Annotated in this window: 26 protein-coding genes and 1 pseudogene; 11 read left to right on the top strand and 16 right to left on the bottom strand. The window is 62.8% G+C overall.

Going from position 1 to position 23,782, the window contains the following annotated elements; translation table 11 throughout:
• Positions 1–10: 10 nt before the first annotated feature.
• The 7 genes from AC0IX4_RS03665 to AC0IX4_RS03635 form a co-directional block, all read right to left on the bottom strand.
• Entirely contained in the window at positions 11–1,684 is a 1,674-nt protein-coding gene (locus AC0IX4_RS03665; RefSeq protein ID WP_471828090.1) for a thiolase C-terminal domain-containing protein, read from the bottom strand.
• Positions 1,685–1,711: 27 nt separating this feature from the next.
• The gene (locus AC0IX4_RS03660; RefSeq protein ID WP_471828089.1) at positions 1,712–3,154 is read right to left on the bottom strand and encodes a class I adenylate-forming enzyme family protein; all 1,443 of its coding nucleotides are present in this window, start codon (positions 3,152–3,154) and stop codon (positions 1,712–1,714) included.
• A gap of 68 nt (positions 3,155–3,222) precedes the next feature.
• Positions 3,223–3,531 (bottom strand): hypothetical protein, encoded by a 309-nt coding sequence (locus AC0IX4_RS03655; protein WP_471828088.1) that lies wholly within the window; start codon positions 3,529–3,531, stop codon positions 3,223–3,225.
• Complete coding sequence (locus tag AC0IX4_RS03650) at positions 3,524–4,366, bottom strand: alpha/beta fold hydrolase (protein WP_471828087.1); 843 nt, start codon at positions 4,364–4,366, stop codon at positions 3,524–3,526. Before AC0IX4_RS03650 ends, AC0IX4_RS03655 begins: the two co-directional genes overlap by 8 nt.
• Before the next feature lie 332 nt (positions 4,367–4,698).
• A complete protein-coding gene (locus tag AC0IX4_RS03645; protein WP_471828086.1) occupies positions 4,699–5,868 on the bottom strand; it encodes an acyl-CoA dehydrogenase family protein in 1,170 nt (389 codons plus the stop codon).
• Positions 5,869–5,891: 23 nt separating this feature from the next.
• A complete protein-coding gene (locus AC0IX4_RS03640; RefSeq protein ID WP_471828085.1) occupies positions 5,892–6,962 on the bottom strand; it encodes an acyl-CoA dehydrogenase family protein in 1,071 nt (356 codons plus the stop codon).
• A gap of 426 nt (positions 6,963–7,388) precedes the next feature.
• Positions 7,389–7,589, bottom strand: coding sequence for a hypothetical protein (locus AC0IX4_RS03635; protein ID WP_471828084.1), 201 nt, complete (start codon positions 7,587–7,589; stop codon positions 7,389–7,391).
• 105 nt (positions 7,590–7,694) lie between these two features.
• Between AC0IX4_RS03635 and AC0IX4_RS03630 the strand changes: the two genes are divergently transcribed.
• The 9 genes and pseudogenes from AC0IX4_RS03630 to lpdA all read left to right on the top strand — a co-directional run bounded on the left by AC0IX4_RS03630 (position 7,695) and on the right by lpdA (position 14,535).
• A complete protein-coding gene (locus AC0IX4_RS03630; RefSeq protein WP_471828082.1) occupies positions 7,695–8,861 on the top strand; it encodes a thiolase family protein in 1,167 nt (388 codons plus the stop codon).
• Positions 8,862–8,938: 77 nt separating this feature from the next.
• Complete coding sequence (locus tag AC0IX4_RS03625; protein WP_471828081.1) at positions 8,939–9,706, top strand: SDR family NAD(P)-dependent oxidoreductase; 768 nt, start codon at positions 8,939–8,941, stop codon at positions 9,704–9,706.
• Between the two features lie 58 nt (positions 9,707–9,764).
• The gene (locus AC0IX4_RS03620; RefSeq protein ID WP_471828080.1) at positions 9,765–10,091 is read left to right on the top strand and encodes a hypothetical protein; all 327 of its coding nucleotides are present in this window, start codon (positions 9,765–9,767) and stop codon (positions 10,089–10,091) included.
• Entirely contained in the window at positions 10,088–10,585 is a 498-nt protein-coding gene (locus tag AC0IX4_RS03615) for a DoxX family protein (protein ID WP_471828079.1), read from the top strand. Before AC0IX4_RS03620 ends, AC0IX4_RS03615 begins: the two co-directional genes overlap by 4 nt.
• A gap of 86 nt (positions 10,586–10,671) precedes the next feature.
• The gene (locus tag AC0IX4_RS03610; RefSeq protein ID WP_471828078.1) at positions 10,672–11,532 is read left to right on the top strand and encodes an MFS transporter; all 861 of its coding nucleotides are present in this window, start codon (positions 10,672–10,674) and stop codon (positions 11,530–11,532) included.
• An 11-nt stretch (positions 11,533–11,543) separates the two neighbouring features.
• Positions 11,544–12,155, top strand: a complete 612-nt coding sequence (locus AC0IX4_RS03605) for an MFS transporter (protein ID WP_471828077.1) — start codon at positions 11,544–11,546, stop codon at positions 12,153–12,155.
• Positions 12,055–12,372, top strand: a pseudogene (locus AC0IX4_RS03600) (hypothetical protein); the annotation flags it as partial. The gene AC0IX4_RS03605 and the pseudogene AC0IX4_RS03600, both read left to right, overlap by 101 nt.
• A gap of 14 nt (positions 12,373–12,386) precedes the next feature.
• Entirely contained in the window at positions 12,387–12,977 is a 591-nt protein-coding gene (locus tag AC0IX4_RS03595; RefSeq protein ID WP_471828338.1) for an SDR family NAD(P)-dependent oxidoreductase, read from the top strand.
• A 172-nt stretch (positions 12,978–13,149) separates the two neighbouring features.
• A complete protein-coding gene (gene lpdA / locus AC0IX4_RS03590; RefSeq protein ID WP_471828076.1) occupies positions 13,150–14,535 on the top strand; it encodes a dihydrolipoyl dehydrogenase in 1,386 nt (461 codons plus the stop codon).
• Between the two features lie 79 nt (positions 14,536–14,614).
• Here the strand turns inward: lpdA and AC0IX4_RS03585 are convergent, their stop codons facing one another.
• Positions 14,615–15,400 (bottom strand): 2-oxo acid dehydrogenase subunit E2, encoded by a 786-nt coding sequence (locus AC0IX4_RS03585; RefSeq protein ID WP_471828075.1) that lies wholly within the window; start codon positions 15,398–15,400, stop codon positions 14,615–14,617.
• Positions 15,400–15,630: a hypothetical protein gene (locus AC0IX4_RS03580; RefSeq protein ID WP_471828074.1), complete on the bottom strand. Its 231-nt coding sequence runs from the start codon at positions 15,628–15,630 to the stop codon at positions 15,400–15,402. The genes AC0IX4_RS03585 and AC0IX4_RS03580 overlap by 1 nt, the downstream gene beginning before the upstream one ends.
• Positions 15,631–15,709: 79 nt before the next feature.
• Here AC0IX4_RS03580 and AC0IX4_RS03575 point away from each other — a divergent pair, with 79 nt between their 5' ends.
• Positions 15,710–15,835 (top strand): hypothetical protein, encoded by a 126-nt coding sequence (locus AC0IX4_RS03575; RefSeq protein ID WP_471828073.1) that lies wholly within the window; start codon positions 15,710–15,712, stop codon positions 15,833–15,835.
• Positions 15,836–15,917: 82 nt separating this feature from the next.
• On the opposite strand, the gene AC0IX4_RS03570 is transcribed toward AC0IX4_RS03575, so the two are convergent.
• On the bottom strand, positions 15,918–16,838 hold the full coding sequence (locus AC0IX4_RS03570) for a VOC family protein (protein ID WP_471828072.1): 921 nt from the start codon (positions 16,836–16,838) through the stop codon (positions 15,918–15,920).
• Between the two features lie 166 nt (positions 16,839–17,004).
• Entirely contained in the window at positions 17,005–18,588 is a 1,584-nt protein-coding gene (locus AC0IX4_RS03565) for an MFS transporter (protein ID WP_471828071.1), read from the bottom strand.
• Positions 18,589–19,007: 419 nt separating this feature from the next.
• Here AC0IX4_RS03565 and AC0IX4_RS03560 point away from each other — a divergent pair, with 419 nt between their 5' ends.
• The gene (locus AC0IX4_RS03560; protein WP_471828070.1) at positions 19,008–19,469 is read left to right on the top strand and encodes a hypothetical protein; all 462 of its coding nucleotides are present in this window, start codon (positions 19,008–19,010) and stop codon (positions 19,467–19,469) included.
• Between the two features lie 89 nt (positions 19,470–19,558).
• On the opposite strand, the gene AC0IX4_RS03555 is transcribed toward AC0IX4_RS03560, so the two are convergent.
• From AC0IX4_RS03555 to AC0IX4_RS03535, 5 genes are read right to left on the bottom strand one after another with little or no spacing between them, the layout of a single operon-like run.
• Entirely contained in the window at positions 19,559–19,768 is a 210-nt protein-coding gene (locus AC0IX4_RS03555; RefSeq protein ID WP_471828069.1) for a ferredoxin, read from the bottom strand.
• An 11-nt stretch (positions 19,769–19,779) separates the two neighbouring features.
• The gene (locus AC0IX4_RS03550) at positions 19,780–21,081 is read right to left on the bottom strand and encodes an NADH-ubiquinone oxidoreductase-F iron-sulfur binding region domain-containing protein (RefSeq protein WP_471828068.1); all 1,302 of its coding nucleotides are present in this window, start codon (positions 21,079–21,081) and stop codon (positions 19,780–19,782) included.
• Positions 21,082–21,107: 26 nt separating this feature from the next.
• Positions 21,108–21,509 (bottom strand): Rieske (2Fe-2S) protein, encoded by a 402-nt coding sequence (locus tag AC0IX4_RS03545; protein ID WP_471828067.1) that lies wholly within the window; start codon positions 21,507–21,509, stop codon positions 21,108–21,110.
• The gene (locus AC0IX4_RS03540; protein WP_471828066.1) at positions 21,509–22,669 is read right to left on the bottom strand and encodes an amidohydrolase family protein; all 1,161 of its coding nucleotides are present in this window, start codon (positions 22,667–22,669) and stop codon (positions 21,509–21,511) included. Before AC0IX4_RS03540 ends, AC0IX4_RS03545 begins: the two co-directional genes overlap by 1 nt.
• Before the next feature lie 40 nt (positions 22,670–22,709).
• On the bottom strand, positions 22,710–23,741 hold the full coding sequence (locus tag AC0IX4_RS03535; protein WP_471828337.1) for an amidohydrolase family protein: 1,032 nt from the start codon (positions 23,739–23,741) through the stop codon (positions 22,710–22,712).
• Between the last annotated feature and the right edge of the window lie 41 nt (positions 23,742–23,782).

The raw sequence follows: 23,782 nt of genomic DNA, 5'->3' as shown, positions 1-23,782 counted from the left end.
GTCGCAACGTTCATCGGTCGGCCCTCAGCAGGAAGGCACTGCTCGGCGTCAAGCCGCCCGAACTCACGACCGCCACCCGAGCGTTCGACACCTGTCGGGCGTCAGCTTCACCGCGCAGTTGGGCGACGGCCTCGTACAACAGTCCCATTCCGTGGGTTCGACCGTGGGACAGCTGTCCTCCGTTCGTGTTCAGCGGAAGCACGCCGTCACGGGCGATGTTGTGCCCACCGTCCAGGAAGTCTTTGGCTTCACCGACTTTGCAGAAGCCGAGGGCCTCGATCCACGACACACAGTTGAACGTGAATCCGTCGTAGAGCTCGGCGACGTCGACATCGTCGGGTCTCAGGTCCGTGCGCGTCCACAAGTGTGCCGCGGGACCGAAAACCTGCGGTTCATGCGTCGATGTGCTTTGGTCCCAGTCCATCTTCTCGATGATCTGGGTCCCGACGGCCTCGAACAAGACCGGCGGTTTCGCAAGATCGCGCGCGGCGTCGACCGCAGAAACGATGACCGCTACAGACCCGTCGCACGGCACGTCACAGTCGTTCATACCGAAGGGCGTCGTGATCGGTCGGGCGGTGAGGTAGTCCTCCATGCTCAATGGATCGCGGTAGATCGCAGTCGGGTTCAGCGCTGCGTTCGCCCGCTGGTTGAGCGCGATCCACCCGAGCGTCTCACGGGTGGTCCCGTACTTGTGAAAATGCCGCTGAGCGGTCTGTGCGAGTGTATGAGCCGCAGACACACCGCCGAATGGAATGCTCCACCCCATGGGACCGCTGACGCGGGACCCGTTCGAGGGCGGCGCGATTTTCCCGCTGCGCGTCAAAGAGTCGTGCGTCGACTGCCACACGGTTCGGAAGCACAGAACGTGACGTGCCAATCCCGAGGCGACAGCCATCATCGCAGCAATCACCGATCCCCCGGGGCCGGGCGTCTCACTCGCCCCGTTGTGCCAGGTGGGGCGAATACGCAGTGCAGCCTCAAGCGCTGTCACGCCGCCCTCACTGTAGCCGCTGTCGACCGGCCCACCCGGGTACGTCGAGAGACCATCGATGTCGTCGAAGGTGAGCCCGGCGTCGGCCACCGCACGTTCGCACGCCTGAATGGTCAGACTCAGCGGATCGACCATCAAGCGCCGGCCGATCTGGGATGCTCCGATGCCGCTTATCGCGACCTCGTCTTCGAATTTCCTCGAGGTGACCATGGGGCGCACCCACGCGGCGTACTCGGAGGGATCGATCTCGTCCTCGGGCAGCGCCTGGGGGGCCGGCCCGTCGACGATGGGCCGAAACAGCGGCAGCCACACATCTTCGACGTTGTGGAAGACCACCTCCATCGCCATTCCCAGCACCAGTTCCTCGGTTCCGAGTTCGGCCGCGGTGGTGGTCAAACGAACCCGCGGGTCCTCCTCGATTGCAACCTGTGCGACGACGTACGGAGGTTCGAGGCCGGGCAGCGCGAACCGTTCATTCACTGTGAAGCCGAAGAGCGTTCCACGACCCGACACCGTCCGAATGCCGGTTGCCGCGCTACGGCAGTAAGGACACACCGGCTTCGGCGGGTGAATCAGTGCCGCGCAGTCGGAGCACTCCTGAAGGCGAAGCTTCCCGTCCCGCCCCGAAGTCCAGTAGAACTCGGTTTCGGGGGTGACGAGTGGAAGTGGGCGGGACGGTGCCGGGGACATGGGGTTTCCTCAACTGTGGTAGGCGGATCACAGAAAGCGACGCACTAGTTTGCCGGTGTCGGTGCGCGGCAATTCATCTCGGAACACGACGTCGTCAGGGGTCTTCGAGGAACGCAACCGCCCTCGTACCCACGCTTTGACGTCATCGGCGGTGAGAGACCGACCGGGGTAGGTGACGACATGTGCGACGATTTTCTGGCCCCACTCGTCGTCGGGGGCGCCGACCACTCCGGCATCCGAGACGGACGGGTGAGCGACGATGACTTCCTCGATCTCGGCCGGTGCGAGGTTTTCCCCACCGCGGATGATCGTGTCGTCCATGCGCCCTTCGATGAAGACGTAACCGTCGTCGTCGACGTAAGCCTGGTCACGGGTGCGGAACCAGCCGTCGTCCGACAACAAGCTGCCCTTTCCGCGATACTCCCCCGATACCTGCGGACCACGCACGCGGAGTTCGCCCCGTGCGTTCGGCGGGCATTCGCTACCCTGCTCGTCGAACACCGCGATCGTCACTCCGGGGACCGGCCGCCCGACGGATCCCAGTCTGGCGCGGACCGCCGGATCGTCGGACGCAAATGCATCCCGGTGGTCGTCCGGGCCGAGCAGAGCAATCGTCGACGCCGTTTCGGTCAAACCATATGCATTGACGAAACCGGTATTCGGGAACGCGGCGAGAGCCTGCTCGAGGACACTGATCGGCATTCGAGCGCCACCGTACGAGATCGAGGTGACCGGAGGAGCCTTCTGCTCGCGCTCGGCCAAGTAGTCGCATATCCGTGACAGCATGGTCGGGACGAGCATCGAATGCGTCACGCCCTCCGCATCGGCCATGTCGAGCCACATTTCCGGATCGAATCGGTCCAGGTACACAAGGCGCCGACCTGCGTACAGGTTGGACAGCAGATTCGCGACAGCAGCAATGTGATACGGAGGAACGCTCACGAGGTTGGCCTGTTCGGGGCCGGCCGACGCAAACTCCACAGTTCCCAGAATGTACGACGCGAGGTGGCGGTTTCTCAGCACCGCGGCCTTGGGTGCCGACGTCGTTCCACTGGTGTAAAGGAGGATGGCAGTGGCCTCCGGGTCGACCTCGCGCGGGTCGAGCGCGGGCGCTTTCGCAGCATCGTCGAGCCATACCCGCGGAGTTCTCACTCCTTGCGATCGGATACGACCGCGATCGTCTGCGATCACCAGCGGCCGCTCGAACTCGCTGACCAGCTCGGCCAACTTGTCGTCTGCCAGGCGATAGTTCAGAGGCACGAATGGAATGCCGAGGCGCGCGGCCGCGAAAAGTGCGACCGGCATTGCGACACCGTTGGTACCGACGTACAAGATCGCATCCGCACCCTCTTCAGCCGCAAGCGACGCACCACCGGACGACCACTCGGCCAAATTTCCGTACGTCATTCGCCGCACGCGCTCGGAGCACTCGACCACCGCCGTCTCGTAGGGCCAGGTGGCGGCAGCCATCTCCAGTAGCATTGCTACATTCACGTCAGGTTCTCCAGTTCAGAATCGGTGAGGTCTCGTATCGACCGTCAATCCGAAGCCGGAAGCGGCTTCGGGACCTTGATCTGCAGGGGATCGGCGGCCAGGGTCAGTTCGCCGGTTCCACCTGATACGCACAGAAGCTCGATCGTGCTTGCTTCGTCCTCGTAACGCTTCCCGATCTCGATCTTGGGCGAATCACCGGCAGTAGTGGCCGGGGCACCGACATCGTCGCCTTCGCGGGCCACCGGCAGACCGCCACACATGACGTCCTCGATGCCTTGGTCTGCTCGTACAACGACGAACTGCGCCCCCGAAACCTGGCTGCGTAGACGTTCACCGGTCTTGTAATCAGGCATTGTCGATCTCCATTTCGTTGCTGTTGTTGTGGTCGATGCGTTCTCGCATCAGCACGCATTCCTCGACGAACGCAAGCACCTTGAGGTGATACGCCAGCGCCGATATACCCGAACTGAGGTTGTGGCCGGACTCGTACTGTTCGTCCGACACGACGCGGACAGAGGATCCGAACAATTCGCGCATTGACGTCAACCCCACTTCTCCGGGTTGCCACCACCCTTCGTGGTCACCGAGGGTGATGCGTACCGGCAGCGAGATATCGCGGGCAAGCGAGGTGAACTCGTCCGGCCAGGCCGAAGCGTCAATGGCCTCGAAGGCAGGGGCGGAATCGACGACCCGGGTGTGGTCCCGGTACAGGTAATCCGGACCCCACAACAATTTTCGAACTGTCGCCCGGTCGGTCTTCGGTTCGGGGGTGGTCCGGCCTATCGACGCCCGCTCGCTGTGCCGGACGCCCGTGCCGGCGATCTCGAGGCCGAGTAGTTCTGAGCCACGGGGGTCCGCAGCCATGCGAACCGCCAGTACGCATCCTTGCGAATGTCCGAGCAGGAACTTTCCTGCGCCGGAGGACTTACCTGCCAGCACTTGCTCGACCACTGCGAACGACAGATCGACCTGCGTTGTTGCGCTCACTCGATCACCGAGGACTTCTCGGGAATTGCCGTAGCCTGGCCGGCTCGGCGCCAGCACCGTGAAACCGAGCGCCGCGCCGACCCGCATCAACGAGTGCAAGGGATGTCCGGGCGAATCGTAGTACTCCGCAGACGTTGCGCCCCCATGCCAGGCAACGACGACCGCTCGTGGCTGCTCGACGAAGCTGGCCAGACCTGACATCGGCACCCCGTCGACGACGACCGCGAAGCGAGTCGGTGCGGGAAAGCCACCGTCGTGCGTCCGAGGTGCCACGAAACTGTCGACAGCCGAGCGTGTCTCAGCCACAAGCACTCCCCTGTTCTGACTCGGGCGAAGGACTGATCAATCGCGTGAGCGGCGGTTCATTTTTTTTAACTCTAACATCCCGGGGTGGCGCGGACCACAGTCTGTCCAAAGTTTGCTGCGGGCTCCGGGCGACCGATCGAGGACCGCGTCGACGTGGCACCCGACCCGCCCCCGGACAGCAAAAATCCGGCCCGCGGCACACATTCCACGGACCGGATTTTCGTGAATCAGCCGACTTTCGGCGGCCTCGGCAGACCCAGGTCGTGCTGCGCGGCAATGTTCCGTGCGACGTCTGTGGTCCCGCCATAGATTGCGGTTCCCTGCGCGAAACGATGGCCCAGTTCGAGCTCACCGTCCTGGACGGCACCCTCCGAGCCACGCACGATGACCGCCTCGGGGCCGATCAAGTCCAGCAACTCGGCACTTCGCTGGATCAGTAGCTCGGACGACAGAACGCGACCCATCGGTCCCGACACGTTGCGGATCAGTTCCACTTCCACCGAAATCTCAGCCAGTTTGGTACGGATCGATACGTCGTCGAACGGCGCGGTCCCGTCAGGACCGGGCGTCTGCGCCCACTCGGTCGCCTGCGCCAAGAGATCTTGCAGGATCCAGCCGTACGACGAGCGGTTCAACTCGCCGTAGACGTCCGGCTCGCCCCCACCGTGCTCTGCGTGCAGGGGTGCACTCATCACACGCCATCCGTCGTCGACAGGCCCCAATCGGTATTCGTCACTGATGACGACGTTGTCGTAGAAGACAGCATTGGTGCGCTCACCACCGAGCGTGTGAACGGGATGAATCTCGACACCCGGAACGTCGAGCGGTACCAGGAAGATGGTGATACCTCGGTGTTTCGGAGCGTTCGGGTCACTCCGGGTGACCAGAATGCTGTACTGGCAGTTGTGCGCGCCGGTCGTGAACATTTTCGCCCCGTTGATGACCCAGCCGTCCTCGGTGCGCGTCGCACGAGTGCGTACGCCGGCAAGGTCGGAGCCCCCATCCGGTTCGGTGTAGCCCAGGCACATCTTGATGTCGCCGGCAGCGGCACCCGCCAGGACCTTGTCCTTCAGGTACTGGCTACCGAACATGCGAACAGTCGGGATCGTCAACATCGTCGTGGACTTCGTGATGTTGGGAACTTTCCGGCGCGCGGTCTCGATCTCAAGGATCCTGCTCCGCAACAAGTCCAGTTCAGCACCACCCTCGGCTGCCGGAGCATCCGGTAGCACCCAACCGCGTTCGCCGAGGGCCTTGTGCAGGCCCTGGTTGTGACCGGAACCAGTATTACGTTCTTCTTCGAATACCTCGTCCGTCGCGTACTCGTCGTAGAAGTCACTGACGTCTTGCCAGAACTTCACGACGTCGTCGGTGAGTTCGACTGTGCCGAAATCCATGGTCTCTCCTTAGTGGCAGCGGGTCAGAGACTCGCTGGATCGGGAAGGGTTGCGGCAACGGCCAGTAGATCTTCGGTAGGGCGCCCGGCGATCAATGGCCACCCTTTGGCCCGCCCGAAATGCAAGGTCATGTCCGATTCGTTCGTGAAACCAAATCCGCCTTGAACGTGCACGCCGACAGTGGATGCCTTGACGGCGGCACGGCTCGCCGACAGGAAGGCTTTGAGCACTATCGCAGGCTGGGCCTCCGGCTCGTACTCCATGTACCACGCGGCCTTACGAGTGAGGTTCGCGCTCGCGGTGACCAGGATCTTCGCATCCACGAGCGAGTGCGACACCGCCTGGAAAGTTCCGATGAACTGTCCGAACGCCTTCCTGGAACTTGCGAAGTCGACACCCAGAGCGACCGCGGTGGCACCCGATGCGGACAGGGCTGCTGCTGTCAGCAATTTCCACACGCGCACCGCATCGTCGTACGCCGCGACCACCTCGGGTCCGCGCGCAACGGTTTCTCCCTCCGACGTGTCCCACCAAGCCAAGGGCGCGTTGGCCAAGTTGTCGACTCGGACCGGATCGCTTGGCGCCGTGACCACGACGAGCTCGTCACCCCGCAGCACGAGGGCTGAGTCGGCGACCGCGCCGGCCGGCATCAGAACGCGGGTTTCTGCAGTCGCCGGCCGCAAAGCCAAGGTGACCAGCGTGCGGTCTGCAAGAACGTCGGCCAGCAGCGACTCGCCGGCCGCTCCTCCTACGGCCGCCAGCAGTCGAGCGGCCGCTATCGCCTCGACGAGTGGAATGGGAGCGAGGGTGGCACCGAACTGCTCGGCAACCAGAACCAGGTCCACGAGGGTTGCACCGTCACCCCCGCTGGCCTCGGGCACTGCCATGGAGACCACACCGGCCTCTTTTGCCTTCTTCCACAGGGCGGGGTCGAATCCGAGCGGCTCGGCCGCACGGACGACGGAACTCGGCACGAGTGAACTGAAGAAGTCCACGAACGCTTCGTGTACCGCAGCCTGTTGCTCGTCCAGGGAATAATCATTACGTCGCAGAGAGTGCGAAAGAGCCTTACTCACCAATTTCACCAACTTCATGTTCGCTCGTTTTGAATTACCGTTCATCTAGATGTATCACAGGTTCGGGAAGAACGGGTGTGGTTGCGGCACATCCGCTATTTTCGACAGTGACCTGCGCGATTCGTCCACGTGCCATCTCGTACGGACACCGTGGCGCCGCCGGTCGGCCACTACACCGCGTGAACAGCGTTTGTCGTGTACGCCTCAGCAGGCGCAGCGACCGAGACCCGGTCGCGCTGCCCCACCGCGCAGGCCGCGTGGAAGGTGACGGGCGATCCGCAGACCGCGCCCGGTGACCACGCCGCAGACCGGGTCGACCCCGTGGAGGTGCAGGTGGCGGCGGTCGACCTCCGCCGCTGCGAAGAACGCTGCGCTGCCCCGAGCATATTCGTGGTTTTTCGGATTCCGGCGTTCTCACGCCGTAGAGTTTGACTTCGGGCTTCGTCATCGGAACCGGTCGAGCGTCGTCAAGACCACGGCCGGTCCGGTCTTCTCGATCCAGTTCCGCAGGCTCGAAGTCACCTGCTCGGCGATGCGTTCCGACGCGTCCCCGCCGCCCGCCCGCTGGGCGGTCTTGCCTGCAACTTCCTCGGGCAGCCCTACTGGCTGTGAGACGACAGCCTTCAACAGACCCGAGACAGTCACACAGCGACGGCAGATCTCATTGATAAATTCAATCTCTTGAATTAGCGTTCAAACCGAGCGAGGGCCGGTCACTGCTGGGCGGCCCAACCGAACAGAGGAACTCACATGACCGAAGCTGTGATCGTCAGCGCTGTCCGAACTGCCATCGGTACGGCCCGCAAGGGTACACTTGCTGCCACGCCCGCGGAGCGACTGGCGACCCACATTCTCACAGAAGCGATCAGTCGATCGTCACTGACGCCGGACTCCGTGGACGACGTCATCTTCGCCGAGTCGATGTATGGCGGAGGCGACTTGGCGCGCTACGCAGCCGTCGACGCGGGCCTCGTACGAGTTCCCGGTCAAGCCGTCAACCGGCATTGCGCCGGCGGCCTCACCGCGGTGGCAAATGCCGCAGGCTCGATTCGATCGGGTATGGACCGCGTCGTCGTTGCCGGAGGCGTCAACTCCATGTCACTGTCGCCGATGGTGACATGGGCTGTGCCGGGTAGGGACGAGACCGAGACCCGTATCGCACCCACTTTCCCCTATCGCGACGATGCTTCCGACGACACAACGCTGTCGGTGGGCTGGAACATCGCGCAGAAGTACGGCATCTCCCGAGAGCGCATGGACGCATGGGCCGTTCGGTCGCACGAACGGGCGATAGCAGCCATCGACGCGGGCAAGTTCGAAGCGGAGATCGCGCCGATCGAGGTAGCCCGACCCGACGGGAGCGTTGTCGAATTCTCCGTGGACGAACACCCCCGGCGTTCAACGACCCTCGAGAAGGTCGCGAGCCTGAAGCCGGTGCACCCGGAAATCGACGGATTCTCGATAACGGCAGGAAACGCCAGTGGAACCAACGATGCCGCGGCCGCACTGACCCTCACGTCGGGATCCAATGCCGCGGTGCACGGATTGGACACCCTCGGAACCATTCGCTCGTGGGCATCGGTCGGTGTGGATCCGAAGTTCACCGGCGACGGCAGCATCGCAGTGATCCCGATGGTGCTCGAACGGGCCGGTCTCACGATGCGCGATGTGCATCTCTGGGAGATCAACGAAGCTTTCGCATCCGTCCCGGTCTCCGTCTGCCAGGAGTTCGATCTGGACGAGGAACTGGTCAACATCTACGGAAGTGGTTGCAGCCTCGGCCATCCCATTGCAGCTAGCGGCGCCCGGATGCTGGTCACACTCACCCACGAGCTCAAGCGACGCGGCGGCGGAATCGGTGTGGCCGCGATGTGTGCCGGCGGCGGCATGGGCGGCGCTGTCGTCGTCGAGGTCTGACGCGACAGGCCGCTCGCTACCCACGATGTGACGAGGCGCTCGTACGACAAGCTCGGTCGCCCGAACTTAGGAGAAACATGGAACTGAAAAACACCTCCGCGCTCGTCTGCGGCGGCGCGGGCGGATTCGGAGAAGCAACCGTACGACGGCTCGTGGCCGCCGGTGCGTACGTCGTGATCGCCGATTTGGCAGAAGACAAAGGCGCAGCACTCGAAGCCGAACTCGACGGTCGAGCACGCTTCGTGCCCACCGATGTCACCAGCGAACAGTCGGTTCGGGACGCGGTGAGCGTAGCAACCGACTCAGCGCCCCTGAGGTCGACGGTAGTCGTCCACGGTGGGCCGGCCGCGGCCCGTCGCATCATCAACCGTGCCGGCGAGCCGTACTCACTGGACACGTTCCGCAAGACCGTCGAAATTTTTCTCACCGGCACGTTCAACGTGATGAGCCAGGCTGCGGCAGCGATGAGCCAGACCGAGCTGACGGAGCAAGGTCAGCGCGGGGTCATCGTCACTACCGCGAGCATCGCCGGGTTCGAAGGTCAGGTGGGACAGAGCGACTACTCGGCAGCGAAGGGAGGCGTCATCGGTTTGACCCTCACTGCCGCCCGAGATCTCGCTCCCGCATGTGTGCGCGTGATGTGCATAGCGCCGGGGACCTTCTTCACGCCGGCTTTCCAGATGGCAGAAGAGGATGCCCAGGCCAAATGGGGGCCGGGAATTCCGAATCCGAAACGCATGGGCCACGTCGACGAGTACGCCCGTCTCGCGCAGGACATCATCGAGAACGACTACCTCAACGGGACGGTCATCCGAATCGACGGCGCACTGCGTTTCAACGCTTGACCGGTGCGGCTCGGGCGCACGAGACCCCATCGAGACCAGGACGACAGAAAGATCTGACATGCCCAAGGCTATTCTCATCGCGTGGTCGCAACCGACCTCCCCCGAGGTTCTGAGCGAGTTCGACGTTTGGTACAACGACGTCCACGCGCCCCAGGTCAGCGCCATTATCGGAGCCACGACCGCAGTATCTCGCTATGTCCATGTGGACCCGGCGGACGGCGAATCAAGTTCCGTACCCAAGCATCTCGCCATATACGAGATCGAGGACGGTGACATTCCAGCGGCCAACTCGGCGTTGCTGGATGCCGTGTCCGGTGGACGCATCGATATATCGCCGACGCTCGACCCGGCGTCCGGTTCCATGGAATGGTACGCCGCGCGATGAACAGGAAATCGAAGATCAATACGGTGCAACTTCTCCTACGAGCGACCGTCGGCGGCACGATGATCGCCCATGGGGTCAAACACGGGCGAAGCATCGCGGGCACAGCAGGGTGGTTCGGGTCCATCGGCTTCAAGCAGCCCAAGCTGCAAGCACGCGCGTCGGCAGTCGTCGAGGTCGGCGCAGGCGCATCGCTCGTTGCCGGCGCTGGAACACCTCTCGCTGCAGCAGCCGTCGTCGGGACGATGGCGGTTGCAGCCCGATCCGTCCATCAGCCCAACGGCTTCTTCATCACCTCGGAGGGTTGGGAGTACGTCACCAACCTGGCAGTGGCGTCCGTCGCTCTGGCCGCCATCGGCCCCGGCGACTGGAGCGTCGATCGCGCGCTCGGTCTGGATTCCACGGTGTCAGGATCTCGTGCCGCCGCGCTGGCTGCCGGTGTCGGTCTCGCCGCTGCGGGCGCGCAACTCGCACTGTTTCACCGCCCGACCACCTGATAGAACGCCGCAACACCCGAAGTCCGAGGGGACGATTGTCCATCGACCGGCGGACGGATGTCACCGCAGACCGGGAATGGACCAGGATGGACACGCGACAGACTCACGACGCACCGTCATCGACGCGGAGCGAGGAAACAGCAGTCGGAGGTCACCTACTGATCGGCGTGTTGCTGGTCGCGACCTTCGTCGTCACCCTCAACGAGACAATTCTGAGTGTGGCGCTGCCGCGGTTGATGGCCGATCTGTCGATCACAGCATCGTCGGCCCAGTGGCTGACGAGTGGATTTCTGTTGACGATGGCCATCGTCATCCCGGTCAGCGGGTATATCTTGCAGCGGTTCGAGATCCGACCGATCTTCATCGTCGCCATGAGCTTGTTCTCCGGCGGCACGCTCCACTCCGCCGTCGCCCCGGGGTTCGAGGTACTCCTGGCGGGCAGAGTGGTACAGGCAATGGGGACCGGGTTGATATTTCCGTTGCTGATCACCACAGTTCTGAACGTCGTCCCGGCTCATTCCCGCGGCAAGATGATGGGAATGATCTCGGTCGTGATCTCGGTTGCGCCCGCGCTCGGTCCGACCATCTCGGGGCTTGTCCTGCAAACCCTCAGTTGGCGTGCCATGTTCTGGATCGTGCTTCCCATCGCCCTCGCAGCGCTCGTCCTCGGTGCGATTGTTGTCCGCAACGTCACCGAACCGAAACCGTCGTACCTCGACATTCCGTCGGTCGTGCTCCCCGCGACTGCATTCGGCGGAGTCGTGTGCGGCTTGACACTGATCGGCGAATCGGCGGGAGGACACGCACCGGTGTCGCCTGCCGTGCCGCTCGTTGCCGATGTACTTTCGCTCACTGCTTTCGTTCTGCGCCAGCGTTTCTGGCGAGAATCAATCGTGCGCTCCTGGACCTGCGGCCGTTCACGCGACTCCCGTCCAGTATCGCCGTGACGCTCTTGTGCGTGATCATGATGACGCTGTTCGGCTCCCTGATACTCCTGCCGTTGTACATGCAGAACGTTCTCGGGAAGGACACCTTGACCACCGGGCTCGCTTTACTGCCCGGCGGTATCGCCATGCGTCTCCTCGCCCCTGTCGTCGGGAACCTTTTCGACCGGTTCGGTCCCCGCGGACTCGTTCTTCCGGGCACTCTCGCCCTAGCCGGTGGAGTGTGGACATTGACGACGCTCAACGCCGACTCCGAGCTGAGCAACGTGATCGCCGGTCACGTGATACTCAGCTGCGGCCTAGCATTCGCGCTAAGGCCATTGATGACGACCTCCCTCGGCTCCCCTCCGCGCGAACTCTATTCGCAGGGGAGCGCCATCGTCAGCACGCTGCAACAGGTCGCCGGTGCGGCAGGCACCGCCCTCTTCATCACGATGATGGCGAGAGGAATACGCACTGCCACAACAGAGGGCTCCGATGCGGTGGTTGCGAACGCCGATGGAATTCGCTCGGCCTTCGTGTTGGGTGGACTGGTCTCGATCGTGGCTGTTGCTGGTTCGCTCGCGCTGCTCCGGATGCGCCTCGAACCGTCGGATCGCCGAATGCAGGCAAAACACCGTAAATAGAGCGGATCACGTCACGGGTGGGCCGTGGGGTGCAGAGTTGGACGACGAAAGCGGAGGCATTGTGGGACGACTGGACGACAAGATCGCACTGATCACCGGCACCGGAGGCGGACAAGGCCGCGCTGCAGCACAGATGTTCGCTCGCGAGGGAGCAAAGGTCGTCGGCTGCGACGTCAAGGTGGACGGTAATCGAGAGACAGCGCGGCTCGTTGCCGAAGCAGGCGGCACGAGATCAATCTGGAACCTGTCGACCTCACCAAGGTCGACGACGCGCGGAGGTTCGTTGACACTGCAGTGGACGCATTCGGCGGATTCGACATTCTGTACAACAACGCATCTGCCCAGCGCTTCGGTCCGATCACCGACATCAGTGCGGAAGATTGGCGGTTCACCATGGACAACGATCTCGAGATCGTGTTCCCCGTGACGCAATATGCTTGGGTCCACCTTGTCGCACGAGGTGGCGGGTCGATCATCGTGACCGCATCCGGTGCAGGCTTGTTGGCCAACCGCGGGTTTCCGACACTGGCGCACTCGACCGCAAAGGCGGGTGTGATGGGGTTCTCGCGCGCCCTGGCGGCCGAGGGACTCGCCCACAACATTCGGATCAACAGCATCGCACCCGGCCTCGTCGAAACACCCGTGATCAAAGAACACGTGTCACCGGAAGATCGTATATCCATGGAGGCCGAGGTACCGATGGGTCGAATGGGAATGCCGGAGGAGGTTGCCGCCTACGCCGTCTTCCTGGCCTCGGACGAGGCCAGTTTCATCACCGGCACCGTGTTGCCGGTCGACGGGGGCGCAGCCAACATTCTGTAGGGCCGTCGACAATACGACCCCTTGGGGGCTCGGTCGAGCAGTCAGGGGTTCGTGCCGACGGGCGTATCTCATATCCGTCCAACGTCGGATCCCCGCTACCGCATCGGAGATCCGAGAACTATCAGCTTCGCAATTCGACAGGTGCACGCCATCGCACCGCGAGAGGAACAATGTGACCGGACAGAATAATTCGCACTTCGATGTAGTCGTACTCGGCGCAGGAAGTGCGGGCTACGCAACTGCTCTTCGGTGCGCGCAACTTGGGCGTCGGGTCGCGCTCGTCGAGCGCGACAGACTCGGCGGTACGTGTCTACACGCCGGCTGCATTCCCACCAAAGCGATGCTGCACGTCGCCGAAGTTGCAGAGGCGATTCGGAGCAGTACCGAGCTGGGGATCGTTTCCACATTGGACGGGGTCGATGTTCCCGCCATGCAGGCCTTCACAGCGGGCATCATCTCACGTCTATACCGCGGACTGCAGGGACTGATTGACGGCCAGGACAACATCGTCCTCATCGAGGGCACCGGCACACTGGTCGATTCCACGACTGTCAGTGTCGACGGGCAACATCTGACCGCCCCCGACATCGTGTTGGCCACCGGGTCCGAACCTCTCCTGCTGCCCAACACTCGGGCAGTGGGTCGCGTACTCACCAGCACCACCGCCCTGCAGCTCGACGTCGTGCCGGACAGCGTGGTCATCATCGGCGGCAGTGTGATCGGCGTCGAATTCGCCAGCGCCTGGCGTTCACTCGGTGCCGAGGTCACCATCGTCGAGGCGCTTACCACTTTGGTTCCCCTGGAGGACCGTAGCGTTTCCAAGCAGTTGACCAGGGCATTCCGGAAGCGCAAGATTGCACTTCGAACGGGTGTCGGGGTGGCGGACGTCGAGCAGGACGACGACGGGGCCACCGTAGTCCTTCAGGACGGCGCACGCATCACCGCAGACTACGTACTCGTCGCCATCGGACGCGGGCCCGTCACGGAGGGGCTCGGACTCGACTCCGTCGGCGTCGATACCGAACGGGGGTGGGTCCGGACCGACGAGCGGCTACGCACATCTGTCGATGGCGTGTATGCGGTCGGCGACATCGTGTCCGGTCCCCAACTCGCCCACCGTGGCTTCGCCCACGGGATTTTCGTCGCCGAAGAGATTGCCGGACTGAATCCCGAACCGGTTCGCGACAGCGCACTTCCGCGGGTCACCTACTGCGATCCCGAAATTACCTGCGTCGGTCTCACCGAATCCGAAGCACTCGATGCCCACGGCGATGGCGTCACCGTGCAGGAGTACAACTTGGTGGGCAACGGTAAGAGCCAAGTCCTGCAGACGAACGGGTTCGTCAAGCTCATCTCGGACGCGGACGGTCGGATCGTCGGGGTTCACATGGTGGGCACACGAATGGGTGAGCAAGCAGGCGAGGCGGGACTGATGGTGCACCTCGGCCTGCGAGTCGACGATCTCACTCGTGTCGTCCATGCGCATCCTACGCAGAACGAGGCCTTGGGTGAGGCCGTGCTCGCCCTGGCCGGCAAGCCGCTTCACTCGCATTCCTGATCCACGTATATCCGCCGTGAGGGGCACTCGATGCAGAATCGAGTGCCCCTCACGGCGGTAAGAGAGCCCTACGGTTTCGTCACAGGAATGCGGCAAGCTCGTTCTCGAAATCCGCTGCTTCCAGAATCTTCCGGATCGCGCCCAGAAACCTTCCCGCGTCTGCCCCATCGACCAATCTATGGTCGTATGTCAGCGGAAGCGAAGACACCGAGCGAATGGCGATGGTCTCACCGCCGTCATTGTCGGCAACGACACGTGGCCTGCGTACGACGGCGCCCGTTCCCAGTATTGCTACCTCTGGATAGTTGATGATCGGGGTGTCGGTGAGCGTGCCCGCTGCCCCGATGTTCGAGAGCGTGATCGTGCTCCCACTCATTTCATCGGGTCCGATCTTGTTGCTTCGCACCCGGCCTGCGAGGTCTGCGATGCTTCGAGCAAGTTCGGGCACGGTCTGCCGTTCAGCGTTGCGAATGACGGGAACTACCAATCCCAGAGGCGTATCGACAGCAATACCCAGATGCACTGCCGAGTGGTACACGACCTCGTTCCCGGACTCGCTTATCGATGCGTTGAAATCCGGGAAGTCGACGGCCGCAGCGGTCAGAGCACGGGCGAAGAACGGTAGGAACGTGAGCGATCCACCCTCACGCGCGCGAAACGCTTCCCTCGCGCGTGTTCGCAGGGCCGCCAACTCGGTGACATCAGCCTCTTGCACCGCAGTGAGCTGCGCTGTGAGACGAAGCGATTCCGTCATCCGATGCGCGATGAGCTTGCGGATCCTGGGAAGCCGCTTGGTCTCGGATACTCCGACGTCGAAGACCGTCTCGGGCGCAGCGCTTCCTGCGGCAACACCGTCCGCGGACATCAGTTCGTCTCCATCTCGGTGACCACAGTGGCCGTCGAGTATGTCCGACCAACCGCGGCGTCGACACGCAAGGGTTTGTCAGCGGGCGGTTCGATCACGTTCTCCCGTATGTCCGTTTCCGCAAAATACAGTGGGTCACGCTGGGATACGACGGCCGTGGAGACCCAGTCGATCAAGGTGCCCTCCTGCATTGTCACGCCCGGTTCAGGAATTTCGAGTTCGATCGGCATTGTTCTGACTCCTCTCCGAATCACCCGAGAGACCTGTCGGCCCCTGGATGTCCGGTTTCGGTATCTTCGGAATAGAGCGATGCGTTGGGCAACGGAGAACGGCATATTACCCGGACTCGCGAATTGCGGGGTCGCCGAGCATCTCGACGTCATCGGCATCCTCGACGGCGGCAACGACCTGCCCGGTCCCCGACACGGAGCGTAGGTCGTGCTCGCGGAACACCGTGTCGACGACGAGCTGACTGGACCAAACCGCCGTGGCCTGCTCGTCCGCACGCCACAGAGTCTCAGATCGTCCCTTCGCGCGGGCTGCCGGGCACATCTGCAACGGTCCAGCGGAAGGCGACACCATGAGTGGTCGCGGGGTCGGTGACCAATGTGTGGTCGTCGCGGCCGATGGTCGCGATGCCCTTAGAGTCGAAGTACTCCTTGGTTGCGTCCAAGTCGAGAACCCGGAACGCGGCCGCATGGTGCATCTCGCCGTTGGCCGCCATATCGGCAGCGGCCACGGTGTCGTCCGCGTTCGGGGTCGACAGCTGGACGACCGTGTCTCCTAATCGAACGTAGACGTCGTCCGTTCCCGTCAAATGCGACGAACTCTTGTGCAGGAGTTCTCCACCCAAGACGTCGGTGTAGACACCGACCGCTCGATCCAAATCCCTCGTGAGGACCGTCGTATACGCCAGTCCCGGCGTTTTGACAGGATGATTGTCGATCCACCAACGCGAATCGAAGTCGCTCCCGTTCAGTCGCAGATCCATCTGCTCCATCGGTCCCCCGTACGGATTGAAGAACTCGAGCTGTGTGACGGTGTCCTTCGGGTGGGTCATGATGGCGGATCCTGGATCCGGCCTGGTGTCGGTCAGGACTCCGCCTTCGACGAACACCCTAACCCCGGCGTCGGTGCACCTCTGCCACATCTCGCCGGCGTCCTCGGTGTACCACGCGATCGAATGCCAGTGGTTTCCGAAACGGTTGTAGAACCGCCCGATCGGCATGCTCTCCCATCCGTCGATACGGAACGCAGGCGCGAGGGGTTCGATAACGCTGTCCCCGAGCAGAACCAAGGACGCGTCCCGCTTTTCGCCCGGCATGTAATTGTTGTCGAGGAACCCGCGACGAACGGCGAAAACGTCGTCGTACCACGCCTCCAGTGCGGGCAGATCGCCGGTCATATGGATGATGTGAAAGAGCTTTCCAATACTCACGATATGTACTCCTCAAAGGCGCTGTATGCACCATGGCGTTGTCAGGGGTGGGAAAAACCCAGTGCGGTAGGCCCCGGTATCGACGGGGCCAATCGCACTGGTCACCACGAGGGTGATCGATGGTCGGGCCACCACGCTGGTGGCAGGTCGGGCTGCCCGACCACGGTCAAGCTCGGTCCGGCTCGGCCGTTCGATCGACCCCGGCGGCGTCGCCGTCAGTAAGAACGACGCCCTCCGGAGCTGTTCGGCCCAGTTGCGCCTGCACTAGTTCGGCTTGCACTTCGTCCACCTCGTCACCGGCGAAAAGCGTATCCGGACGTGGTTGCAGAACGGTCGTCAACAACAGCGCGCCTACGGAGGCCAGCGCGACACATCCGAACAGCGACACCGTAATCGCGGAATTCGTGTAGACAATCGAACCGCCGGGGCCAGAGAAGGCACTGCGTCCGAGGATCACGAATGCCAGGACCGGAGTGATGCCGCCGACACCGGAGATCATGACCTGGATACCCGAGGAGAACGATGCCTGTTCACTCTTGGGTGACGCAGCGATCACGAGGTTCGGAACCGACGCGGAACAGGCGCCCGAACCTAGACCGAGCAGGAGCATACCGACGATCGTGTCGACAACAGTGTCGTGGCGCAACGCCAGATACAGCGTTCCAATACCGATCATCACCATGCCGAGACGAGCAGTCTGCCAGGGGCCGATTTTCCGGACGACGATGCCGGTGCTGACACCGGCAAGCACCGCGGCGACCGACTGTGTCGTGGTGACCTTGGCCAGACCGGTTGCGCTGAGCCCCAGTCCGTAGCCTCCGCCCAGCGATTCCGGCGTCAGGCCGATGATGGAGACCATGGTGAGGACGACCGTCGACGCGCCGTACATGACGGCTGCTGCAACCGCTGCGATGAGAATGCCACGGCGGGTGAACATCCGGATGTTCAGAATAGGGTCTTCACGCTTTAGCGAGGTGGTCACGAAGACGGTGCCGAGCACGATACCGAGGGCGATGAGGAGCAGCGTCTTGGCGTCACCCCAACCCCAGGTGTTGCCCATGCTGACACCCGTCAGCATCGTGCCGATCGACGTGGCGATCAGGAATGCGCCGAGTCCGTCGATCCGCGACTTCGCCCGGACCGTCGTCTCTTTCGTCGTGAGCAAGATCAGGAGGAACATCGCACCGACCCAGATCGCAGTGAACGCGAAGACCGCACGCCATCCGAAATTGTCGATCAGCGTGCCGACCAGTGTCGGTACGAGGATTGCGAGGGCTCCCGCCCCGGTCACCGTGATACTGGCGGCGAACGGGACCACCTTCACCGGGTAGGTGTCGCGAATGAGCGAGTAACTCAGGAACATTGCGCCGGTGAGGACGCCCTCGAACGAACGCCCGACCAGCAAGATCTCGAAGCTCTGCGCCGTAGCCGCGATGAGAGAACCAGCGAGCGACAAGGCCGTGATCGCGAGAAGTATCCTCCGCTTTCCGAACCTGTCGGCAAGCTTGCCTGCAATCGGCGCCGTCACGGCGCCGGCCAGCGCGTACACGGAGAGAATCCAGCCGGCATACGTGGTCCGAAATTCCGTGCCGATGAACGGAAGCGCCGTAGTTGCCTTGATATAGGACATGGATACGGCCTCGATGAGCAGCACGAGGCCGACGAGCGAGAGAATGAGGCGTGGAGTCCACCCCGCGCCTCGGAAGTTGCTGGCGATACTGCCACCGGTGCCAGGAGACGATGATGCCACTGAGTTCTCCGCGATTCGTCTGGGGACGCCGCGAGCTGCGCAGTCCCTCGGGTTGTCGCCCCGTGCATGGGGACTGTCATGGCTTGCGCACCGACCGACCGCGAGGAGCGATCGGTCACCACCCGAGGGATCACGACGGGCAACGCGCACGTGCGCTGCGCTGTGCGACTTGGCGACGCGCTGCTGGCAAACTTGCTCGCAGACGGCGGTCCCTCGTGATCCCTCTCATACTGAACAAGTATTCGATTTGACGATACATGGTTCGACGTAGGCACGCGAGCCATTTGCAGAACCGATTCCTTACGACACCGATTTGCTGGGAACGGTCTCGAGGGCCCTTCGGAACTCGGGTCGGCGCCGGTCGCTCGTCCCCGACGCGGACAGTTGCTTCGGTAGACATTCACCGGATAGATTGAGGTATGGCTACCGCAGTTGTTCGTATTGTTGTGGATCCCTTCGAACAGCTTTCGGCCGATGCTTATCGGGCCGGCCTGCGTAGCCTTCTCGACACCGGACTCGAAATTGTTGCCAGTGACGCAATCGACCGACCCGGACCGAACCGTGAGGTCGAATTCATCGTGGAGGATCACGGAGTTCGGTTGGAGACGGGACCTCTCCTCGAACAATGTCGATCGACCTTCGGCGTAGATGCCGAGCTCGGCGTGATCACCTACATCAGCAGGGGAACCCAAGAGGACGCCCACGGAGTACTGACGCGGTTCGGCGTCGCCGGGCAGGTAGCTGTTTCCATCGAAGCGGGCCACGAAGTGTTCACCGTGTCTCTGCCAGAGAAGCTTCGACGAAGCGTACCGGAGAGTCGCCTGCACACCGCCATGGAAGCTGCACTCAACGCAGAGGTTCGGTTGCAGTATGTTCTGTGATCGGCCGCCGGCTGGTGTGCTCCGATGAACAGAACGAAGCCGTACTTCCTCCGATGGGAAATACGGCCTCGTTCAGTTACTCGCGCGGATCATGCGCCCCGCGACGTGACATCGATAATTGCGTGAACTGGGCAATCCAGGAGAGCACGCTGAACGCCGTCCTCATTCCCGACGTCTACGTTGTCTTTGCCCTCGAACAACGATACGTAGCCCCATTCGTCGACCGAAAACGTCTCCGGCGCGTACTCGGCGCACATTCCGAAACCATCGCACAGCGTGCGATCCAGCTTGATCTTCATGGTCGGTATCCTTACGCGTGTGTGTCGGCGAGAGCGATGCCGTACGGCGGGTAGGAGGGGGACTGCTTCATCTGACATACCGAACAGTGTCCGGCCAGGTGCGCCTCGACGACGGCGGGAAACTCACGCAAAAGACTCGCTGCGACGTTCGTGGCGCCGTCCAACGTTCCGCAGGCACCCCTACCGCGCAGAAACTTCGACCAATAGTCGAGCCTGTCGATCTCCGCACGGTTCGCCGCAGCGTCGCGCAACGACTCGAGAACGGTGGCCATTGCCGACGTGCCGTTGAAGCACGACCCGCACTGTGATGCGTTTTCTCTGCCGAAGTACGACATGACCGCGGCCGACGTTGCGACCGGGCACATACCGGCATCGAGTACGACCACTGCTCCGCAGCCCAATCCGGTTCCGGCGGCTGCGTACGCGTCGTAGTCGAGGGTCAGATCCAGCGCATGCGGCCCCACTACGCCGGCGAAATAGCCCCCCATGAGGAATCCGTGCACGGAGTCCGGATCGGTGCCTGCCCAGGAGAGAACGTCGCGCAGCGTCACACCGAACGGGATCTCGAGCAGATCTGAGCCCGAAGGCGTGGTCAGCGTCATGAGCATGGTTCCCGGGGACTTGTCCGTACCCTGCTCTCGATACCCGTCGACACCCAGCCGATGCAAGACCGCGATGTTGGCGAGTGTCTCGACGTTGTTGATCAACGTCGGCAAACCTCCGACGCCCTCTTCGAACGGGCGCGGCGGCTTCTCCGTCGGGAGAGCGGGACCACCGTTGATGGCACGGACCGCTGCCGACTCCTCACCGGCGACATAGGCCGGGTCGACCTTGACGACGCGGACCGACAGGCCGAAGATCGGATCGGCAGCCAATTCGGCCAGCGCCTCTTCGACACGTACTTGCGCAACGCTATCCGACAGGTAGACGTAGCCGACCTTGGAACCGACGACTTCGGCGGCCAACCGCAGTCCGTCGAGAACCAGGTGCGGACGGTTGCGGAGCAGCCACCGGTCCTTCACCGACGAAGGCTCGCCCTCCTCACCGTTCGCCACCACCACCGAGTCTGCGGCATTGGCACGTACGGTTCCCAGCTTGATCGCTGCCGGGAACGCCGCACCGCCGCGTCCACGTAAACCCGCCGCCGCCACGTCTGCGAGGAACTCCTCCTCGTCACCGAGTGGGCGATATCCACCGCGTGACCGGTAGCAGGCGAGGTCTTCGACACTTCCGTCGCCGACCAACAAACGCGGCTCGAGCCCCGGATACGCCAGGCCTTCACCCCGGAGCGGGGTTCCTATGGACAGTGTCATCTCGGGATTCCTTTCTCTGGTGGCTGTCACGCGATGACAATCACGTCGTCACCATCGACACGCACGGGGTAGGTCCTAATACTCCACTCCGGCTTGACCGCTGTCGTCCCAGTGGCGAGCTCGAATCCCCACTGGTGCCAAGGGCAATAGATGAACTCACCCGAACGCGTTTCTGCTTGCCCGCCGGGTACGGAGTCATCGACGACCGCCTGCCCGTGAGTTCGGCCCTTACACAGCGGACCTCCTTCGTGCGGGCAGTAGTTCGCGATCGCGTAGAACTTCCCGTTCACGTTGTACACCCCGACGCCATGGCGACCGATAGGGACGACCTTGTGCTCGCCGGGCTCGATTTCCGAGACGCTCGCAACCATATGTTCGCGTCCGCGGGCGGGTGGCGATGTGGCTTCGGTCAGGGGTTCCGCTGTCATCAGTAGGCTCGCTTCTGGCCTGGCAGCGCTGGGACCTCGCTCGGAAGATGAAACAGATCCAGGCCGTTCTCGAACATGATCGCGTCACGCATGTGCATCGGCATGTGCTTGGACACCCACTGCGGGTCGTCGAAGGTCCAGTGAGGGTAGTCGGACGAGAAGATCAGGATCTTGTCCGCTTCCATCCACTCGAGCGCATTGGTCAGTTCCAGCTTGTCCTCGGGGTAGTCGAGGGGTTGGGTCGTGAACCAGATATTCGACTTGACGTAGTCCGACGGCTTCCTCTTCAAACCGGTCTCCGGGACACCGTGCTTGGCGTACATCGCATCCATGCGCCACATCAAGGGGAGAATCCAGTTGAACGCATGCTCGATGAACACGATCTGCAGTGTCGGGAAGCGGTCGAACACACCGTCGAAGATCAAACTCATGACCTGATTGGCGGCGAGCATGGAGTAGCTCACCATCAGGTCGTGGTTGTAGGTCATGAAGCCGACCGGCGACATCGGCAGCAGGTCGTGCCGTCCGCGCCCGAGATGACATGCAACCGGGATGTTGTGTTTGACTGCCGCGGCCCATACCGGATCGTAGATGGGGTCACCCCACGCCGGCCGTGGCTCGGCATCGATCAGGACTTGAGAGAAGTACTCGTGTTCCGCCCAGTATTCGATCTCTCGCGCTGCCGCCTCGGGCTGCTCGATGGACACTACGATTGACGCACGGAACCGTCTGTGCCAGTTGATCTTCGAGTCGAGCCAGCATGCTTCCTGCCACAGGTTCGTCGCGACCGCAAGCGCCTGCACCTCTTCGCCGGTCTGACCGGGCGACCCATTCGCCGGGCCCAGGATCGCGATGTCGGTGCCCGCATCCATTATCAACTGCTGAAACAGCAATTCCGGATCGGAGCCGGCCGGATTACCGTCGACCGGGAAGCTGTCGGTACGCATCGCGCCGGAGTGGGCGAAGTCCGGTGCGTCGTAGTACACCGGCATTCCGGCACCTTCGGCCCGAGCCTCGAAACGGGCGCGGAACGGCTCGGGGATGAACTCGTTCAGTTCACCATTCTTCGGCACGGGGTGGACGTCGCCGTCCACGATCCTGACCGGAACGGTCGTAGCTGCGTCGAACGTTGCTTCTTCTCGCTGTAATTCGATGGTCATGATCTAGTCCTTTCGCTGTTCGGATGGACGGCGGACGGTGTCAGGCCGTGGCGAACTCGTTGAGCCCGAATACGGACCGGGCATTTCCTCCGAGCACCTTCGCGCGTTGCTCGTCGGTCCACGCGGAGGGCAGATCCTCGGGTGAGACAAGCTGCCAATCCGGGTAACTCGACCCGAACATCACCATGTCTTCCTTGCCGGTCATGCGGAGCCACTCGCCTCCGAAGTCGGCGTCGCCCGGACCGTCCATCAGCGAATGCACGAAGTAATTTCGGTTCAGCAGGTAATCGCTCGGCATCTGCGGTGCCCACGGGGTCTGCTCCAGGTGGGGCCTGCCGAAGGTGTCCATGCGCCAGATGAACGGCGTGAGCAAATCGGCGGCACCATCTGCCCAGATCATTCGAAGGTCCGGGAATCTCTCGAACACACCCTCCGGGATCATGTTGAGCAGGTGCCAGACGAAGGTCATCGGGACGTAGGCCCCGTGATGGGCGTATGTTCGCGCCACGCCCGACGGTGTCGGCGGATGTGTGATGCCGAGCCCCATCTCCCAGTGCACTGCCACCGGCAGGCCGGCATCACTGGCTGCCTGCCAGAGGGGTGCGTAGTGGGGGCGACCGTATGGTGCCTGCGTCTGCAGCGGCAACCCGATCTGCACCATCTTCGGATGGTTCTTCCACAGTGCGATCTCACGAACCGCACCGTCGATGTCGTTCGGGTTGACCCTGATCGTTCCGCGAAAACGATCCGCATACGTGCCCGACTCCAACCAACGTTCCGCCAGCATGCGGTTGGTGGCACTCAGCATCGCCGTTCCCACGTGCCAGTCGGGGAGGTTCGTCGCTGTGGACATCGGGTGCAGCACAGCCAGATCGAAACCGCGGTCCTCGAAGAGGTGACGCCCCGCGAGTTCGGGGTCCGACCCCGGGTGCGCACCGTTTGCACACTGAGTGCCTTCTGCGTATTTCGGTCGGATAGGCGACGCTACAGTCGTGTCGACCGCCGGCCAGCCTCGGCTCTTGATCGGTTCGGTCAAGTACGTGCGCAAATCTCGGTCGTCTTCGAAAAACACGTGGGCGCTGGCGTCGACCCGTAAGCCGGTAGTCGCATTCA

This window comes from Rhodococcus sp. AC861 (assembly GCF_979256035.1).
Note: the sequence above shows the minus strand (reverse complement) of the source record. Positions and strands in the feature narration are given on the sequence as shown.

Excerpts from the sequence above, each read along its gene's own strand:
- AC0IX4_RS03665 (WP_471828090.1), bottom strand. The coding sequence starts at position 1,684 with ATGTCCCCGGCACCGTCCCGCCCACTTCCACTCGTCACCCCCGAAACC.
- AC0IX4_RS03660 (WP_471828089.1), bottom strand. The coding sequence starts at position 3,154 with ATGGCTGCCGCCACCTGGCCCTACGAGACGGCGGTGGTCGAGTGCTCC.
- AC0IX4_RS03655 (WP_471828088.1), bottom strand. The coding sequence starts at position 3,531 with ATGCCTGATTACAAGACCGGTGAACGTCTACGCAGCCAGGTTTCGGGG.
- AC0IX4_RS03650 (WP_471828087.1), bottom strand. The coding sequence starts at position 4,366 with ATGTCAGGTCTGGCCAGCTTCGTCGAGCAGCCACGAGCGGTCGTCGTT.
- AC0IX4_RS03645 (WP_471828086.1), bottom strand. The coding sequence starts at position 5,868 with ATGGATTTCGGCACAGTCGAACTCACCGACGACGTCGTGAAGTTCTGG.
- AC0IX4_RS03640 (WP_471828085.1), bottom strand. The coding sequence starts at position 6,962 with ATGAAGTTGGTGAAATTGGTGAGTAAGGCTCTTTCGCACTCTCTGCGA.
- AC0IX4_RS03630 (WP_471828082.1), top strand. The coding sequence starts at position 7,695 with ATGACCGAAGCTGTGATCGTCAGCGCTGTCCGAACTGCCATCGGTACG.
- AC0IX4_RS03625 (WP_471828081.1), top strand. The coding sequence starts at position 8,939 with ATGGAACTGAAAAACACCTCCGCGCTCGTCTGCGGCGGCGCGGGCGGA.
- AC0IX4_RS03620 (WP_471828080.1), top strand. The coding sequence starts at position 9,765 with ATGCCCAAGGCTATTCTCATCGCGTGGTCGCAACCGACCTCCCCCGAG.
- AC0IX4_RS03615 (WP_471828079.1), top strand. The coding sequence starts at position 10,088 with ATGAACAGGAAATCGAAGATCAATACGGTGCAACTTCTCCTACGAGCG.
- AC0IX4_RS03610 (WP_471828078.1), top strand. The coding sequence starts at position 10,672 with ATGGACACGCGACAGACTCACGACGCACCGTCATCGACGCGGAGCGAG.
- AC0IX4_RS03585 (WP_471828075.1), bottom strand. The coding sequence starts at position 15,400 with ATGTCCGCGGACGGTGTTGCCGCAGGAAGCGCTGCGCCCGAGACGGTC.
- AC0IX4_RS03580 (WP_471828074.1), bottom strand. The coding sequence starts at position 15,630 with ATGCCGATCGAACTCGAAATTCCTGAACCGGGCGTGACAATGCAGGAG.
- AC0IX4_RS03575 (WP_471828073.1), top strand. The coding sequence starts at position 15,710 with ATGCGTTGGGCAACGGAGAACGGCATATTACCCGGACTCGCGAATTGC.
- AC0IX4_RS03560 (WP_471828070.1), top strand. The coding sequence starts at position 19,008 with ATGGCTACCGCAGTTGTTCGTATTGTTGTGGATCCCTTCGAACAGCTT.
- AC0IX4_RS03555 (WP_471828069.1), bottom strand. The coding sequence starts at position 19,768 with ATGAAGATCAAGCTGGATCGCACGCTGTGCGATGGTTTCGGAATGTGC.
- AC0IX4_RS03550 (WP_471828068.1), bottom strand. The coding sequence starts at position 21,081 with ATGACACTGTCCATAGGAACCCCGCTCCGGGGTGAAGGCCTGGCGTAT.
- AC0IX4_RS03545 (WP_471828067.1), bottom strand. The coding sequence starts at position 21,509 with ATGACAGCGGAACCCCTGACCGAAGCCACATCGCCACCCGCCCGCGGA.
- AC0IX4_RS03540 (WP_471828066.1), bottom strand. The coding sequence starts at position 22,669 with ATGACCATCGAATTACAGCGAGAAGAAGCAACGTTCGACGCAGCTACG.